The sequence below is a fragment of the Truepera radiovictrix DSM 17093 genome (assembly GCF_000092425.1).
Classification (GTDB): domain Bacteria; phylum Deinococcota; class Deinococci; order Deinococcales; family Trueperaceae; genus Truepera; species Truepera radiovictrix.
This window is the reverse complement of record NC_014221.1, coordinates 228,891-245,867: the sequence shown is the minus strand read 5'-3', so window position 1 is coordinate 245,867 and position 16,977 is coordinate 228,891. Positions and strand designations below refer to the sequence as shown.

Annotated in this window: 11 protein-coding genes; 5 read left to right on the top strand and 6 right to left on the bottom strand. The window is 66.3% G+C overall.

Annotated elements, in window-relative coordinates; genetic code table 11:
* Positions 1–33: 33 nt before the first annotated feature.
* Together TRAD_RS01070 and TRAD_RS15885 are read left to right on the top strand one after the other, a co-directional pair.
* Positions 34–999 (top strand): alpha-ketoacid dehydrogenase subunit beta, encoded by a 966-nt coding sequence (locus TRAD_RS01070; RefSeq protein WP_041947392.1) that lies wholly within the window; start codon positions 34–36, stop codon positions 997–999.
* Positions 1,000–1,184: 185 nt separating this feature from the next.
* Entirely contained in the window at positions 1,185–1,715 is a 531-nt protein-coding gene (locus TRAD_RS15885) for a hypothetical protein (RefSeq protein WP_185095183.1), read from the top strand.
* 641 nt (positions 1,716–2,356) lie between these two features.
* Here TRAD_RS15885 and gltB read toward each other — a convergent pair.
* The 6 genes from gltB to ilvB form a co-directional block, all read right to left on the bottom strand.
* On the bottom strand, positions 2,357–6,910 hold the full coding sequence (gene gltB / locus TRAD_RS01065; RefSeq protein ID WP_013176729.1) for a glutamate synthase large subunit: 4,554 nt from the start codon (positions 6,908–6,910) through the stop codon (positions 2,357–2,359).
* Between the two features lie 316 nt (positions 6,911–7,226).
* The gene (gene cimA / locus TRAD_RS01060) at positions 7,227–8,837 is read right to left on the bottom strand and encodes a citramalate synthase (protein WP_049772895.1); all 1,611 of its coding nucleotides are present in this window, start codon (positions 8,835–8,837) and stop codon (positions 7,227–7,229) included.
* 25 nt (positions 8,838–8,862) lie between these two features.
* A complete protein-coding gene (locus TRAD_RS01055) occupies positions 8,863–10,401 on the bottom strand; it encodes a 2-isopropylmalate synthase (protein WP_013176727.1) in 1,539 nt (512 codons plus the stop codon).
* 166 nt (positions 10,402–10,567) lie between these two features.
* Positions 10,568–11,566, bottom strand: coding sequence for a ketol-acid reductoisomerase (gene ilvC / locus TRAD_RS01050; RefSeq protein WP_013176726.1), 999 nt, complete (start codon positions 11,564–11,566; stop codon positions 10,568–10,570).
* 32 nt (positions 11,567–11,598) lie between these two features.
* Positions 11,599–12,129: an acetolactate synthase small subunit gene (gene ilvN / locus TRAD_RS01045; protein WP_013176725.1), complete on the bottom strand. Its 531-nt coding sequence runs from the start codon at positions 12,127–12,129 to the stop codon at positions 11,599–11,601.
* Positions 12,126–13,901: a biosynthetic-type acetolactate synthase large subunit gene (ilvB, locus tag TRAD_RS01040; RefSeq protein ID WP_013176724.1), complete on the bottom strand. Its 1,776-nt coding sequence runs from the start codon at positions 13,899–13,901 to the stop codon at positions 12,126–12,128. The genes ilvN and ilvB overlap by 4 nt, the downstream gene beginning before the upstream one ends.
* A 458-nt stretch (positions 13,902–14,359) precedes the next feature.
* Between ilvB and TRAD_RS01035 the strand changes: the two genes are divergently transcribed.
* From TRAD_RS01035 to TRAD_RS01025, 3 genes are all read left to right on the top strand, one after another.
* Positions 14,360–14,647 (top strand): stage V sporulation protein S, encoded by a 288-nt coding sequence (locus TRAD_RS01035; protein ID WP_013176723.1) that lies wholly within the window; start codon positions 14,360–14,362, stop codon positions 14,645–14,647.
* A gap of 229 nt (positions 14,648–14,876) precedes the next feature.
* Positions 14,877–15,569 carry a zinc metallopeptidase gene (locus TRAD_RS01030; protein ID WP_013176722.1) on the top strand — a complete coding sequence of 231 codons (693 nt, stop codon included), beginning with the start codon at positions 14,877–14,879 and terminating at the stop codon, positions 15,567–15,569.
* 77 nt (positions 15,570–15,646) lie between these two features.
* Positions 15,647–16,912, top strand: a complete 1,266-nt coding sequence (locus TRAD_RS01025; protein WP_013176721.1) for a transcription antitermination factor NusB — start codon at positions 15,647–15,649, stop codon at positions 16,910–16,912.
* Positions 16,913–16,977 lie beyond the last annotated feature (65 nt).

The following is a 16,977-nucleotide window of genomic DNA, read 5'->3' as shown; positions in this document are numbered from 1 at the left end:
ACCGCCACCCGGAGCGCGACCCAAAACCTGACGATGGTGCAGGCGATCAACCAGGCGCTCGAGCAGGCTTTAGAAAATGACGAGCGCGTCCTGCTCTTCGGCGAAGACGTCGGCAAGATGGGCGGGGTGTTTCGCGCCTCCGACGGGCTGCAGGGGCGTTTCGGCGAGGCGCGGGTGTTCGACACACCGCTCGCCGAGTCGGGCATCGTGGGGTTTGCCGTCGGGATCGCCCTAGCGGGGTTTCGGCCGGTCGCCGAGGTGCAGTTCGCGGGCTTTCTCTACCCAGCCTTGGACCAGATCCTCTCGCACGTCGGGCGCTACCGCCACCGCACGCGCGGGCGCTACAGCCTGCCGCTGGTGGTCCGCGCCCCCTACGGCGGCGGCGTCCACACCCCCGAGCAGCACGCCGACTCCCCCGAGGGGCTGCTGGCGCACACGCCCGGCGTAAAGGTGGTCATCCCGTCGAACCCGGAGCGCGCCAAGGGGCTCCTGCTCGCGGCCGTGGCCGACCCCGACCCGGTCTTTTTCTTGGAGGCGATCAAGCTCTACCGCTCGGTGCGCGCCGCCGTCCCGACGTCCCCCTACACCCACCCGCTCGGCAAGGCTCGAGTGGTGCGCGAGGGGGGCGCCGCGACGCTGCTGTGCTACGGCGGCATGGTCGAGGTGTGCGAAAAAGCGGCCGAGGTCGCGCAGGCCGAGGGGGTAGCGCTCGAGGTGCTCGACCTCGAGACCCTGGTCCCCTTGGACACCGAAGCGGTGCTCGCGTCGGTTCGCAAAACGGGGCGCGCGGTGGTCGTCTACGAAGCCATGCGCACGGGTGGTTTCGGCGCGGAGGTCGCCGCCAGGATCGCCGAGGAGGCCATCGACAGCCTCCAGGCGCCCGTGCTGCGCGTTGCCGGTTGGGATTCACCCTACCCGCCCTTTTCGTCCATCGAACATCACTACCGGCCGAACGCCAAGCGGGTCTTAGAAGCGGTGGAAACGCTTCTAAGATTTTAATATAAAACGAGTGTAAAAAATATCACATCGCGCTGTTTGGGGAGTTGTAACCTGAGATGTTTCAGACATATTAAGGGAAGGGATGCTAGCAAAGGCATAGCTGTTGCTCGGTCATTACAGGTAACCATTTGTGTAACTCACGGGGAGGTAGTATGAGAGGACGAAGCATCCGCAGCGTTGTAAGCGTGTTAGCCATGTTCTCACTAGCCGCTTGCTCAATGCATTCCAGAGATGAACATAAATCCGGAGCAGCTGTGCCGGCACAATTACCTTCTTTGGTACATATTACTAGCAGTGAAGCTCACAGTGAACTTTTGCACTCACTATCTCGTGCTGAGACTAGTCTTTTAGAATATTTCCAAAACCAATCGGAAACCCAAGACTTCAGTTCGATTAGGGTTGTGGAGGATAAGCTTGTTGCTGTCAGAGTTGGTGGGGTCGAGCGCGTAGAACTTGAACTAGGGAAACCAAGTCGCGAAGCCACTGGTTTAGATCAAGCAAAACTCGAACGTAGTATCCGTAGCAGTATGACGATTGCTCCCCAAACTTCATCAGATGAGCTAGAAGAACTGATTCAGGCAGAGGTTGCTGTAAATTTGAGTGACCGCTACTACTTTGATTTGCTATCACCGGAAGGGAAAACTCTCCTGATTTTAGAAATACCCAGCCTTTACTACCAAGACGTCATTCGCCCTGTGCTTTTTTATCGCCCTTAAGGGGACCATTGGCCGTATGGAGGTGCTTATGAAGTGGAAAAGCTTGAAGCGTTTTAGCTTACCGGTCGTCCTTTTAACACTTTCCGCGTTTCTTGTCGCCTTTGAGGATGGTGCAGTACTCTTTCCTCAAAATAGTACAATACATGCTCAGGAAACACGATCTCACCTGTCAGCAGAGCGAGATTCACAGTAGATGTTAATCAGGGCAGCTTGCCAACTTCTACACGCTGTGCGGTAACTGCAAGTAGCAACTATCGCACGATTATTGAGTTCATCACAAACAGAGGTTTTAACACAGGGACTGTGTATCTGCTAAAAGGGTCCAATTGTTCAAACAGCTATACGGTTCCCCGAGATAACAATACCGGTGGAGTTTTAGGAACTGGCTTTACCTGTTTGATACGGACAGTTAATGGTACGAGTAATGCAACTCTTACGATTGACGCAGCTACCCTTTACCGTGATGTTGCCAGCGCGCCTATAGTTGCTCGTTAAGATGGTCGAAAAACGTCGTGATGGCGTAACGCTTTGTTCGGCGTAGTGGGTTGGTAGACGGTAATAAGAACTGAGATACAAAATTGAAAGCCGGAGCGTCAGTTGGCTTCGGCTTTCAATTTGGCGAGGCTGATGAATCCCTGTCCCTAGAGTGCCACGCTCCCGACCTGCGCCTCTTGCACTAGCGCCTCGAGCGCCCCCGCCGCCACCCCGTTCACGTCGGCAGCTTCGGCCTTGGGCACGACCTTCCAGAAGCGGCCCCGCGCCTCCTCCCACGCGCTTAGGAGCTCGGTCGCCCGTGGGCTGCCGGTAAGGGCTGCGTGCCGCGATACGAGCGCGCGCAGCAGCTCGTCGTCCAAACCGGGCCCCAAGCGCTCCAAGGCGACCATACCGGGGTTGTAGCGCCCCTCGAAGGCGCCGTCAGGGTCGTAGACATAGGCCACCCCGCCGGACATCCCCGCGCCGAAGTTACGCCCGGTGCGGCCCAAGACCACCACCACCCCGCCCGTCATGTACTCGCAACCGTGGTCGCCGCACCCCTCGACCACCACGCGGGCGCCGGAGTTGCGCACCGCGAGGCGCTCGCCCGCCCGCCCGGAGGCGTAGAGCGCACCACCCGTAGCCCCGTAGAGCACGGTGTTACCGATGATGGTGTTGTCGTGCGGCGTCAGCCGCGACTCGGCGGGCGGTTTGACGACGATCTCGCCGCCGGCCATGCCCTTACCGACGTAGTCTTGGGCTTCGCCCTCGAGCGTGAGCTGCACCCCCGCCCCGTTAAAGACGCCGAACGCTTGGCCGGCGACCCCCGTGAAGTGGAGCTGCACGGTCCCCGGCGGCAACCCCGCTTCGCCGTGGACGCGGGCGACTTCGCCGGAGAGGCGCGCCCCGACCGAGCGCTCACGGTTGGTAATGGCGTAGCGTCTGCGGTAGGGCCGCGGGTTCTGAATCACCCCCGCCGCCTCTTGGTAGACGATCTCGTCTAGGGGCGGGGTGTCCTCGGGGCGGTCGTTGCGGCGGCGCTGGGCGCGGCGCGCGCGCGTACCGCTCGGGTCGGGGTCGCGCAAGATGGCGCCTAGGTCGAGGTGCGCGGCTTTGGGTAGCGCCACCTCGCGCGGCTCGAGCAGGTCGACCCGGCCGATGATCTCGTCGAGGCTCCGAAAGCCCATCTCGGCGAGGATCATGCGCACCTGCTGGGCGACGTAGACGAAAAAGTTAACCACGTGTTCGGGTTGACCGGGGAACTTTTTGCGCAAGTCCTCGCGCTGCGTGGCGACCCCGACCGAACAGGTGTTGAGGTGACAGGCCCGCTGCATCGTGCACCCCGCTGCCACCAGCGCGGAGGTGCCGAAGCCGTACTCCTCGGCGCCTAGAAGCGCCCCCATAACCACGTCGCGGCCCGTCTTCATCCCCCCGTCGACCCGCAGCGTCACGCGCCCGCGCAGGTCGTTCTCGATCAGCACCTGCTGCGCCTCGGCGAGCCCGAGCTCCCACGGCACCCCAGCGTGCTTGATCGACGAGAGCGGTGAAGCGCCCGTACCGCCGTCGTAGCCCGAGATCTGGATGTTGTCGGCGTAGCCCTTGGCGACGCCAGCAGCGACCGTGCCGACGCCCGCGGTCGCGACGAGCTTGACGCCGACGCGCGCCTCCTTGTTCACCCGTTTGAGGTCGTAGATGAGCTGGGCTAAGTCCTCGATGGAGTAGATGTCGTGGTGTGGCGGCGGCGAGATCAAGGTGACGCCGGGGACCGAGCGGCGGATGCGGGCGATCTCCGCGGTGACCTTGTGCCCCGGGATCTGCCCGCCTTCGCCGGGTTTGGAGCCCTGCGCCATCTTGATCTCCAACTCGCGGGCTGAAGCTAGGTACGCCGGGGTGACGCCGAAGCGGCCCGAAGCGACCTGCTTGATGGCGCTGTTCGCCCAGTCGCCCGCTTTGGGGTGCCAGGGGGCGTGCGAGAGCTCGGGCATGTCGCGCTCGTAGGGTTTAAAGCGCACCGCGTCCTCGCCGCCCTCGCCCGAGTTGCTCTTGGCGCCCAAGCGGTTCATCGCCACGGCGAGCACCTCGTGCGTCTCGCGCGAGACCGAACCGTGACTCATGGCCTGGGTGGTAAAGCGCGTGACGATGGCGTCGACCGGTTCGACCTCGTCCAAGGGGAGGGGGGTGCTGGCTTTTTTGTAGCTCAGCAGGTCGCGCAGGTTGCACGGCGGGCGCTCGTCGACGAGCCGCGCGTAGTCGTTATACGCCTCGAAGCTCTCCGTGCGCACCGCTTTGTGGAGCGCCTTAAAGACCAAGGGGTTGAGCGCGTGGTACTCGCCCGCCTTGCGGAAGCGGTAGATGCCGCGGTCTTTAAGCGCCGGGTCCTCGCCGAAAGCTTCGGCGTGAAAGGCGAGCGCGTCGGTCGCGAAGACCGCGAGGTCGGCGCCACCGATGCGGCTGGGCGTCCCCGTAAAGTAGCGGTCGACGACCTCCTGAGCGACCCCGAGGGCTTCAAAGATCTGCGCGCCGCGGTAGCTCGAGACCGCCGAGATGCCCATCTTGGACATGATCTTGAGTAGACCAGCCTCGAGCGCGTAGCGGTAGTTGGCGCTCGCCTCGGCGGCCGGAATCGGCGTCTTGGCGCGGGCACCGGCGTCGCGCGCGGAGGCGAACGCCAAGTAGGGGTGCACCAGCGCCGCCCCGTAACCGATCAAACAGGCGACGTGGTGATCTTCGCGCGCCTCACCCGACTCGCAGACCAAAGCCGTGCGGGTTCGCAAGCCCGCCTCGATGAGGCGGTGGTGCACGGCGCTCACCAGGAGCAGCATCGGCACGGGGATCCAGTCGGGGCCGATCTCGCGGTCGGAGAGGAGCAGGAGCCCGGCGCCGCCGCGAACGGCCGCGACCGCCTCCTCGCAGAGCGCCTCGACCGCCCCCTCTAGCCCCTCCGGCCCCGCAGCGACGGCGAAGCGCGCGCGCAGCAGGTGCGGCCTCAGCCAGCTCTGCGCCCGTAGCCACGCCATCTGCCCCTCGTCGATGACCGGCGACGGGAAGACGACCACCCGCGCGGAGCGCTCCTCCTCTTCAAGGAGTGGCCCGCGCGGCCCCAACACGGTCTCGAGCGACATCACCAGGCGCTCGCGCAGCGGGTCGATGGGCGGGTTCGTGACCTGCGCGAAGCGCTGCTTGAAGTAGCGAAAGAGCCCCTGCGGCTGCTCGGACAAGACCGCCAGGGGGGTGTCGTCACCCATCGAGCCGACCGGCGTCTCGCCCGCCGCCATCGGCTCCAAGATGCGGTCGTAGTCCTCTTGATGGTAACCGAAGGCTTTTTGGGTGCGGCGCAGCGCGGCCTCGTCCCACGCGCGGAGCGCGAGCTCGTCCGGGGCCACTTCGGGCGGGCGCACGAGGTGCGCGTCCAGCCAGCGCCCGTAGGGTTGTTTGCGCGCCACGAGCGCCTTGATCTCCTCGTTGCGCAAGAGGCGCCCCGATAAGGTGTCGACCGCCAGCATGCTCCCCGGGGCGAGGCGGCCCTTCTCGATGATCTCAGTCTCGTCCAGGGGTACCATCCCCGCTTCGGAGCCGACGACGACGAGCCCGCCCTTCGAGAGCCAGTAGCGCTGCGGGCGCAGCCCGTTGCGGTCGAGTGCAGCGACCGCAAAGCGACCGTCGGTCAAGGCCAGCGCGGCGGGGCCGTCCCACGGCTCCATCAGCGTCGCGTGGTACGCGTAAAAGGCGCGCAGCTCCGCGTCCATCTCGGCGCGCTCCTCGAAGGCCTCGGGAACGAGCATCATAAGCGCGTGCATGGGGTCGCGGCCGGAGAGGGTCAGCAGCTCAAAGGCGTTGTCGAGCGCGGCCGAATCGCTACCGCCGGGTTGGATGATCGGCAACAGCTCCTTTGCGGCGTCCCCCCAGACGCGGCTCGAGAGCACCCCCTCGCGCGCTCGCATGAGGTTGACGTTGCCCTGAAGCGTGTTGATCTCGCCGTTATGCGCCAGAAAGCGAAAGGGCTGCGCGAGCGACCACCGCGGCATGGTGTTGGTGCTGTAGCGCTGGTGAAACACGGCGATCGCCGTTTCAAAGTCGGGGTCGGCCAGGTCGCGGTAAAAGTGCGCGAGCTGCGGCGCGACCATGAGGCCCTTGTACGAGATCGTGCGGTGCGAGAACGAGGGGATGTAGAAGCGGCCTAGGTTCGCCTCCGTCAAGCGGCGCTCGAGGCGCTTGCGGGTCAGGTACAAAAGGCGCTCGAAGGCGTCGTCCCCTAACCCCTCGGGGCGCCCCAAGAGCACGTGCCGGAGGACGGGACGGCGGCTGCGCGCCTCCTCGCCCAAAGCGTCATCGTTGATGGGCACGTCGCGCCAACCCAACAGCCGCAGCCTAGAGGCGCGGATGACCTCGTCGGCGAGCCTATACATCCGCTCGACGGGGGCGGCGTTATCGACGAAAAACACCCCGACCGCGAGGTCGCGCTCGCCGAGCGACACCCCCCAAGCGTCCAGGTCGCGCCGGAAAAGCTTGTGCGGGAGCTGCGTCAGTACCCCGGCGCCGTCGCCGGTGAGCCCGTCGGCGCTCACCGCACCGCGGTGCGAGAGGTTGTTTAAAGCCGTCAAAGCGTGCTGCAACACCGCGCGTGAGGGGCGCCCCCGCAGGTCGGCGACAAACCCCACTCCGCAGGCGTCGCGTTCGTGCGGCCAAGCGAGGGTGGAGAGGTTGGACCTAGGTTGCTTCATAAAGGGCGCTCCTTTCGGGCGAGACAGCTGCAGTGGAAGCGGTAAAGAGCGCTGCAGGTGACCGAAGACCGCAGCGTCAGCGAGGGGTAAAGGGCGCGCGGCGCGCCTAGAAGGTGAGGGTACTTGGTAGTGGTTGTGCCGCCTGGGACGTGCGGCGCCCCTAAGTTTAGCGCCCCCCCAAGCGGGTGTCAATTTTCATGCATAAACCCGTGTAAAACACGCAAAAGGTGTCGGCGTAGGGGCGTCTCAACCCCCATCGCCGCACCCACCCACGGCCGAGGCTGCATAAACACTCAGCAGCGTGCGGGCCGCGGCGTCACGCGACGACCTCAGCCGACACGCCCGCCGCGCGCCCCTCGAGGTCCGCTTGCGGGGTCACGGCGTCTTTGTGGAGCTTGTACTCGATAGCGTCGATGAGCGCGCTGTACGACGCGTCGATGATATCGCTGCTGGCGCCCACCGTCCCCCAGGTGTCGGCGCCGTCGGTGGTCTCGACCTGCACCCGCACCACGCTCGCCGTGCCCGTCTCCGCGCCCGAGAGGACGCGCACCTTGTAGTCGGTGAGCCTAAGCTGCGCCAAGCTCGGATAAAAGCGTCCCAGCGCCTTGCCGAGCGCGCGGTCGAGGGCGTTCACGGGACCGTGGCCGGCTGCGGCGGTGTGCTCGAGCTGCCCCGCGACCTCGACGCGCACGCTCGCCTCGCACAGGGGTTCGGCGTCGCCGTCGCGTTTGTCCAGGGTCACGCGGTAGCCGTGGAGCGTAAAGTAGGGCCGGTAGCGCCCGCGCACCTTGAGGCTCATGAGGTGAAACGACGCCTCGGCCCCCTCGAAGGCGTAGCCGCGGTGCTCGAGCTCCTTAAGCCGCGCGAGGATCGCCGCCGCCGCCTCCGGCGCCCCGTCGCCGGGGGCCGACTTGGCGAGCACGTTCGCCCGCCCCGAGAGATCCGAGAGGAGCACCTGACGGCGGTTGCCGACCGCTTCCGGCGGGATGTGCTCGTAGGTCTCGGGGTTTTTGGCGACCGCCGAGACGTGCACCCCCCCTTTGTGGGCAAAGGCCGCGTCGCCGACGTACGGCGCGCGCACGTTGGGGGGCATGTTGGCGCGCTCGTCGACGTAGCGGGCGAGCTCGCGCAGACCCGACAGGTCTTGCGGCTGCGCAAAGCCGAGCTTGAGTTTAAGGGTCGGCAAGAGGCTCACCAGGTTGAGGTTACCGCAGCGCTCGCCGTACCCGCCGATGGTCCCCTGCACCTGCCGCGCCCCCGAGCGCAGCGCCGCGAGCGCGTTCGCGACCGCCAACTCGGCGTCGTTGTGGGGGTGGATACCCACGGGAACCGCGAAGCGCGCGCACACCTCGGCGGTGCGCTCGTGCACCCACTCGGGGAGCGAACCGCCGTTGGTGTCGCAGAGCACGAGCCGCGAGGCGCCCGCTTCGCAGGCGGCCTCGAGGGTCGCGAGCGCGTAGGCGGCGTCCGCGCGGTAACCGTCGAAAAAGTGCTCGGCGTCGTAGAAGACCTCGCGGCCCTGCGCGCGCAAAAACGCCACCGAGTCGCGGATCATGGCGAGGTTCTCCTCTAGGCTGACCGCGAGCGCCTCGCGGACGTGCAGCGTCCAGGACTTGCCGAAGATGGTCACGACCGGCGTGTCAGCCGCCAGCAGCGCCTGCAAGTTGGCGTCCTCCTCGGGCCGCACCCCCTTGCGCCGCGTCGAGCCGAAGGCCGCGAGGCGCGCGCGCGTTAGCGCGACCCCCCGCATCAGCTCGAAAAAGCGCGCGTCTTTGGGGTTCGACCCCGGCCAGCCCCCCTCGATGACGTCGACCCCGAAGGCGTCTAAGCGCCTGGCGATGGCGACCTTGTCCTCGGAGGTGAGGCTGAAACCGGTGCCCTGGGTGCCGTCGCGGAGGGTGGTGTCGTAGATTTCAACGGCCGTCATCAGTACTGACATCTCCGTAGGCGCCTCACGGCGTCGCCACCTGCTGCGCCGACGCCTTGCCGATCCCCGCCGCGAACTTGTTGAGCACGTCTACGTACGCCTGCGCCGAGGCTTCGATGACGTCCGTCGAGAGGCCGCGGCCGTGCACCAACCTCTCTCCCTGCGAGGCGCGGATGCTGACCTCGCCGAGGGCGTCTTTGCCACTCCCGACGCTGCGGATCTCGTAGGACTCGAGCTTTAACGGCAGCCCCGCGACCCGCTCGAGCGCCCTATACACCGCGTCAACGGGTCCGTCGCCGGTCGCCGCCTCCTCGTAGATGCCGGTGTCGGTTTTGAGCCGCACCGTCGCCACCGGGATCATCCCGGTGCCCGACTGGAACTGCACGCTCATGAGCTCGTAGGTCTGCGGCACGCGCGCCGTCTCGGCGTCGATGAGCGCGCGAATATCCTCGGACGTCACCTTCTGCTTGCGGTCGCAGAGGTCTTTAAACTGCTTGAACAAGACGTTGACCTTCTCGTCGTCCAGCTCGTACCCAAGCTCCTCCAGGGTCTTGCGAAACGCGCGGCGGCCCGAGTGCTTGCCCATGACCAACACCCCGGCGTCGCGGCCGACGGTCTCGGCGCTCATGATCTCGTAGGTCTCAAGCGCCTTGATCACCCCGTCTTGGTGGATGCCCGACTCGTGGGCGAAAGCGTTGTCGCCGACCACGGCCTTGTTGGGCGGCACCGAGACGCCCGTATACATCGCGACCATCCGGCTGGTGCGGTAGAGTTCGCGGGTGTTGATGCCGGTCTCGTGGCCCCAGACGTCGCGCCGCGTCCCGAGCGCCATCACCACCTCCTCTAGAGAGGTGTTGCCGGCGCGCTCGCCGATGCCGTTGACCGTACACTCGACCTGCGTCGCCCCGGCGCCGATCGCCGCGAGCGAGTTGGCGACCGCCAGCCCCAGGTCGTCGTGGCAGTGCGTGCTGATATCGACCTCTTTGGCGCCGGGAACATTGTCGCGGATATTGCGGATCAGTTCGGCGTACTCGAGCGGCATCCCGTAACCGACCGTGTCGGGGATGTTGATGACCGTCGCGCCCGCCTCAATGGCCGCGCCGTAGAGCGCGTAGAGAAAGGCCAGCTCGCTGCGCGTGCAGTCTTGCGCGGAGAACTCGACGTCGCCCGTGAACTGTCGCGCCAAGCGTACGCTCTCGACTGACGCCTCGATGACCTCCTCCGGCGTCTTGCGGAGCATGTGCTCCAAGTGGATCTTCGACCCCGAGGTAAAGACGTGGATGCGGGCCCGTTCAGCGCCCTCCAACGCCTGCGCTGCGCGCTCGATGTCCGCTCGCGCGGTGCGCGCGAGCGCGCAGATGGTCGGCCCCGAGACCTCTTTGGCGATGCGGCTGACTGCCTCGAAGTCGCCGGTGCTGGTGATCGGAAAACCCGCCTCGATGATGTCGACGCCCAAGCGGGCGAGCTGCTTGGCGATCTCGACCTTTTCGGCGGTGTTCAGGGTCACGCCCGGCGTCTGCTCGCCGTCGCGCAAGGTGGTGTCAAAGATTTTAATGTAGGCCATGGTGGTTCCTTTCGGGGGCCAGAAGTCAGGAGCCAGTCATCAGTGGCCAGAGGTCGAGGAGCGCTGGAGTCGCAGGTTGTTCGGTCAGCCTGCGCAGGGCGGCCAACATAGACTGCTTGGGGACATCCTGATGCATCCGAAAACCGCTGTGAACGCCCCGCCCGCGCTAGCCTTTGCGCCCGATAAAGGGCATCATCTTGCGCAGCCGCGCGCCGACCTCGGCGACCTGCGACGACGCGGTCGCGCGCCGTCCGGCGTTTAAGGTGGGCTGACCGACCTGGTTCTCCAAGAGAAAGTCGCGCGCGAACTTGCCCGTCTGGATGTCGCGTAGCACGCGCTTCATCTCGGCGCGGGTCTCGTCGGTGACCAGGCGCGGCCCCGTCACGTAGTCGCCGTACTCGGCGGTGTTCGAGATCGAGTGGCGCATCCGCTCGAAACCGCCCTCGTAGATGAGGTCGACGATCAGCTTCATCTCGTGGACGCACTCGAAGTAGGCCACCTCCGGCTGGTAGCCCGCCGCGACGAGCGTCTCGAAGCCCGAGCGCATGAGTTCAGTGACGCCGCCGCAGAGCACCGCCTGTTCGCCGAAGAGGTCGGTCTCCGTCTCCTCCTGAAAGGTGGTCTCCAAAACCCCGCCGCGCGTCCCGCCGATGGCTTTGGCGTAGGCCAGGGCGCGCGCTTTGGCGGTGCCCGTGGCGTCCTGGTGGATGGCCACGAGACACGGCACCCCGCCCCCCTCGGTGAAGGTGCGGCGCACGAGGTGCCCCGGCCCTTTGGGCGCGACCATAAAGACGTCGACGTGCTCAGGTGGGCGGATCTGCCCGAAGTGGATGTTAAAGCCGTGGGCAAACAGGAGCGCGTCGCCCTCCTCCAAGTGGGGCGCGACCTGCTCGCGGTAGACCTGCGCCTGCACCTCGTCGGGCAACAGGATCATCACGAGGTCGCCCGCGCGAGCGGCGTCGGCGACCTCCATCACCTCGAGCCCTGCACCCTCGGCCTCGGCCCACGAGGCGCTGCCCCTGCGCAGCCCCACCACCACCCTAACGCCGGACTCCTTGGCGTTTAGGGCGTGGGCGTGACCCTGCGAACCGTAGCCGATCACGGCGACCGTCTTGCCTTCTAAGTGCGCGAGGTTTGCGTCGGTGTCGTAGTAGATGTTGGCCATAAAAACTCCTTGGGGTGGTGCGGCGTGCTGCGCTAGGCGGCTTTGACGGTGGGCCGACCCGTGACCTTGCTGTCGGCGGCGCTGCGGGTGAGGGCCACGCGGCCCGTGCGGATAAGCTCTAAGATGCCAAACGGCCGCATCTGCTCGATAAAGGCGTCCATCTTGCCCTCGTCGCCGGTGACCTCGAAGACGAGCGCGTCGCGGTGCACGTCGACGATGCGGGCGCGAAAGTCCTGCGCGACCTGCCGCAGCTCGACGCGCTCTTCGGGCGAGCGCACCGCGACCTTGATGAGCATGAGTTCGCGGTCGACGAACTTGGCCTCGGAGTGATCGATGACTTTAAGCACGTCGATGAGCTTTTGCAGCTGCTTCTGCACCTGCTCGATGGTGGCGTCCTCACCCGAGACCGTAAAGGTCGTGCGGCTAATACCGGGGATCTCGGACTGCGCCACCGACAGCGACTCGATGTTAAAGCCGCGCCGCGCGAAAAGCCCCGCGATGCGCATCAAGACCCCCGGTTGGTCGCGCACAGTCACGCTCAAGACGTGTTTGTGAACGCTCATGCGGGCTCCTTTTCCCCCTCCGGCGCGCGCTCCAAGCTGGGGTCGGCGGCGACGAGCTCGGCTGCCGTGACCTCGGTCGCAGCGACCTGCTGCGGCGTCAGGTCCTCGGGCTCCTGGTCGCCGATGAGCATCTCATCGACCCCGGCCCCGGCGGGCACCATCGGGAAGACCTTTTCAGCCTCGTAGACGACGAAATTCATGACGGCTGGCTTGCCTTTGGCCAAGACCTCGGGGATGAGCTGCGCAGCCGTCTCGCGGTCGAAGATGTTGTAGCCGTCTAAGCCGTAAGCTTCGGCGAGCTTGGCGAAGTCGGGGTTCGAGTCGGCCAAGTAGACCTCGCTGTAGCGCTGCGCGTGAAACATCTCCTGCCACTGCCGCACCATCCCGAGCATGCCGTTGTTGCAGATAGCGACGATGATCGGCAGCTGGTGCTTATAGATGGTCGCGAGCTCCTGGATGTTCATCTGCACGGAGCCGTCGCCCGCGACGCACACCACCTGCTCGCCGGGGCGCGCGAAAGCGGCGCCGATGGCGGCGGGGAGCCCGAAACCCATCGTGCCGAGGCCGCCGGAGGTGATCCAGGTGCGGGGCCGGTTGGTGGGGAAAAGGCGTGCGGCGAACATCTGGTGCTGCCCGACCTCGGTCGTCACCACGCAGTTGCCGCCGGTCGCTTCGCGAAACATCTGGATGACCTCTTGCGAGACGAGCGGTTTGTCCTTTTTAAACCGCTCCGGGTAGCGCCCCTTCCACTCGGAGAGCTGCGTCCACCACTCGGGGATGTTAAGGGGCTCTAAGAGCTCGCCGAGGCGCGGCAGCACGTCGCGGAGGTCGCCGACGACCGGTACGTGCGCCCGGACGAGCTTGGAGATCTCCGCCGGGTCGATGTCGATATGCACCACCGTGGCGTTCGGGGCGAAGCGCTTGAGGTTCCCCGTCACGCGGTCGTCGAAGCGGAGCCCCGCCCCAATGATGAGGTCGCAGTGGGTGATCGCGCGGTTGGCCGTCACGGTGCCGTGCATCCCCGGCATCCCGAGGGCGTTCTCGGCCCCGGCGGGGTAGGCGCCGAGCCCCATCAGCGTGGTGATCACCGGCACACCGGTGCGCTCGGCGAACGCCATGATCTCCGCGGCGGCCGCCTGACCGCCGCCACCCACCATCATCACCGGGCGCTTGGCCGCGCGGATCGCCTCGGCGGCGCGCCTCAGCTGTTTGGCGTGGCCCACCGTCGTGGGTTTGTAACCGGGGAGGTCGAGCGCCACCTCGAAGCTGCCCGTAAAGGGGGCTTGCTGCACGTCTTTGGGGATGTCGATCAAAACGGGCCCCGGCCGCCCCGAGGCGGCGATGTAGAACGCTTCGCGCACCACGCGCGGAATGTCGTTGACGTGTTTGACGAGGTAGTTGTGCTTGGTAATAGGCAGCGTGATCCCGTAGACGTCGGCCTCTTGAAAGGCGTCGGTGCCGATGAGCGACATCGGGACGTTGCCCGTGATCGCGACCACCGCCGACGAGTCCATGTAGGCGGTCGCGAGGCCGGTCACCAGGTTCGTCGCCCCCGGCCCCGAGGTCGCCAAGCAGACCCCGACCCGCCCCGAAGCGCGGTAGTAGGCGTCGGCGGCGTGCGCTCCGGCCTGCTCGTGACGCACCAACACGTGCTTGATGGGCGAGTCGTAGAGCGCGTCGTAAGTCGGCATGATCGCCCCGCCGGGGTGACCGAAGACGATCTCTACCCCCTCGCGCTCTAGAGCGTGTAACAGTGCGGCTGCGCCGTTCATCGTCCCCTCCTAGCCATACGCTTCCTTTCTAGCCACCAAAAAAAGCCCCCGCTCGTGGGGCGGGGGCGTCGTAGCGGTCTGTAAACGCGACTAGACCACGCCCCTGCGCCCTAGAATGAGGACTAGCGCGGCTACCGGCAGCAGAGCGTCACCGAAAAGGGGTCTCGCGCTGGGGGGGGTCGGAGCGGGTGTCATCTACAGCGGAGTATGACAGAGGGGGGCGAAACTGTCAAGCAACGCTTCGCAACTTTATGCGCGCTGCTCGGCGTACGGCGCGCCGTGGCGCCCGCTTCGCCGGGGCACCCTACCCGGGAGGCAGGTGGCCGATTGTGTCGCGCCGACTGGGGTAAGGGATAGTTTTTTCACCTTAATACGGCTATCATGAACGACATCCGGTCGCCTGCTGTGCCCTGCGAGGTCACTAGGCGCCGCCATACCCGCCTAAAGGAGGGTTCATCATCGAAACGCTACGTGTCTCGGGAAACTCCCGGCCCAACTCCGTCGCCGGGGCGATCGCTGCCCTTTTGCGCAGCGAGCACGAGGTCGAGGTGCAAGCGATCGGGCCCCAAGCGGTGAACCAGGCGGTCAAAGCGATTGCGATCGCGCGCTCGTACATCGAGCCCGACGGGCTCGAGCTCACCACCCAACCCTCGTTCGTCAAGCTCGAGCTGCAGCACGAGGAGCGCACAGCCGTGCGCTTTACCGTCCGCGCGTACGCCCTAGAGACGTCGCCTGAATCCCCCTAACGTGGCCACGGCCCCACAGGGCCCCTTTCGCGTCAGCGTTCGGGTGCGGGGCTCGGCAGCGCAGCCTCGGAGCGCGGCACCTCGGCAGCACCTCGCGAAACCGTGACAGCGGCGTGACCGCACCGCGAACGGATCGTTAAACTTGAGCGAGCCATACTCACATTTTTTGTGATAAACTAGACGGTATCCGCCCCCACCCGACGGTGCGGGGCGCTCGCAAGGAGGAAACATGCAGGGAGAAACGGTCGGCGTAGGGGTAACCGGATACTACCTCATCGGCTTCGTCGCTTTTTTCGTGTCGCTCGCCGTGAGCGCTTGGTTACGCGCCACCTACGCGCGCTGGTCGCGGGTACAAAACGCCTCTGGGCTCACCGGCGCGGAGGTCGCGCACGCGATTTTGCGCGCGAACAACATCACCAACGTCCGAGTCGAGCGCGTCCCGGGGCAGCTCTCCGACCACTACGACCCCATCAAACGCGTCGTGCGGCTTTCTGACGGCATCTACGGGCGCGCTAGCGTCGCCGGTATGGCGGTCGCCGCGCACGAGGTCGGCCACGCGATCCAGCACGCGCGCGCCTACGCGCCCCTGCAGTGGCGGAGCGCGCTCGCGCCCGTGGCCAACATCGGTTCGCAGTTCGGCCTGCTCGCAGCGATGATGGGGCTGTTCTTGGGCGCTACGGGGATGCTCAACTTGGGCATCTTGCTCTTCTCGGCGGCGGTACTCTTCCAGGTCATCACGCTGCCGGTCGAGTTTGACGCCAGCCGGCGCGCGCTCGTGCAGCTCAACCAGCTCGGTCTGGTGACGCAGCGCGACACGGGCGGGGCGCGGAGCGTGCTCACCGCCGCCGCCATGACCTACGTCGCAGCCGCCGCGACCTCGATCGCCTACCTCTTGTACTTCATCATGGCGAGCAGGCGGTAAGCGAGTAGCCAGTGGTCAGAGGTCAAGGTCAGAAGCCTTTGACGCCTGAGTACTGACCCCTGACTTCTGCCTTTCACATGACTGCCAGGGAAACCGCCCTCAGCATCCTGCGCCGCGTTCACCGCGGCGCTTTCGCTGCGCCGGTGCTCTCCGACGCGCTCGCCAGGGGGGGGCTGAGCGCCGCCGACCGCGGCTTCGTCACCCACCTCGTCTACGGCAGCTTGCGCCTCGAGCTCGCCCTCGACGCGCAGCTCAGGCCGCTCCTTCAAAACCCCGCCAAACTTCCGCCGGGCGTCTTGGACGCGCTCCGGCTCGGCGCCTTTGAGGCCCTCTACTCGGGGACGCCGCGGCGCGCGGTGGTCAACGAGTGGGTGGCGATCGTCAAGCGTCGCCACGGCCGCCTCGCGGGGTTGGTCAACGCCGTGTTGCGGCGCGTCGAGGCGCGAGAGCTCCCCCCTGCAACCCGCTACGGCCTGCCGGCGTGGCTCTACGCCGAGTGGGAGGCGCGCTTCGGGCGTCAGCGGGCCGAGGCGGTCGCGGCGGCGATGGTCGCGGGCGAACCGCTGTGGCTGCTCGCCTACCACCCCCAAGCGACGCACGCGCTTTTAGAGGAGGGCTGCGAGGTCACCCTGGGGCCCATCGAGGGGACCCTCGCCGTGCGACCCAGCAAACCCTTGGGGGAGCTCGCAGCGTTCCGGCGCGGGTGGGTGCAGCCGCAAAACCCGGCCTCGAGCCTCCCCGCACGGCTTTTGGAGGTCGCACCCGGCGAACGGGTGCTCGACCTCGCGAGCGGGAGCGGCGTCAAAGCGGCGCAGCTCGCCGCGTTGGGAGCGGACGTCACGAGCGTGGAGCTGCACCCGAACAAGCTCGAGCGCGCCGCGGCCAACTTGCGCCGCTTGGGGCTTCGCGCGCGGGGCGTGGTGCACGACCTGCGCACCCCCCCCGACCTCCCCCCCGCCCCCAAGGTCCTGCTCGACGCCCCCTGCACGGGTACCGGCACGCTGCGCGGCCACCCCGAGCTGCGCACGCGGGTGACCCCGGAGGCGACCCGGTCGCTCGCAGCGCTGCAGCGCGAGCTGCTCCGGAGCGCCGCCGCCGTCACCGCCCCGGGCGGTCTGCTCGTCTACGCGGTGTGCGCGCTCACCCAAGCCGAGGGGCCGGAGATGGCGCGGTGGTTTCTGGAGACGCACCCGGACTTCGAGGCCGAGCCGTTTCTCTTCGACCTCCCCGCCGACAACGCCCCGGAGGGCTCGAGCGTCCTGCCGCTGGGGGGTCTGGACGGCTTTTTTATCGCGCGGTTTAAAAGGCAGTCGTCAGGGGTCAGAACGCAGAAGAACTCCTGACTACTGACCCCTGACTACTAGCTACTGACCCCTGACTACTAGCTACTGCTTCCTAACCCCCACCC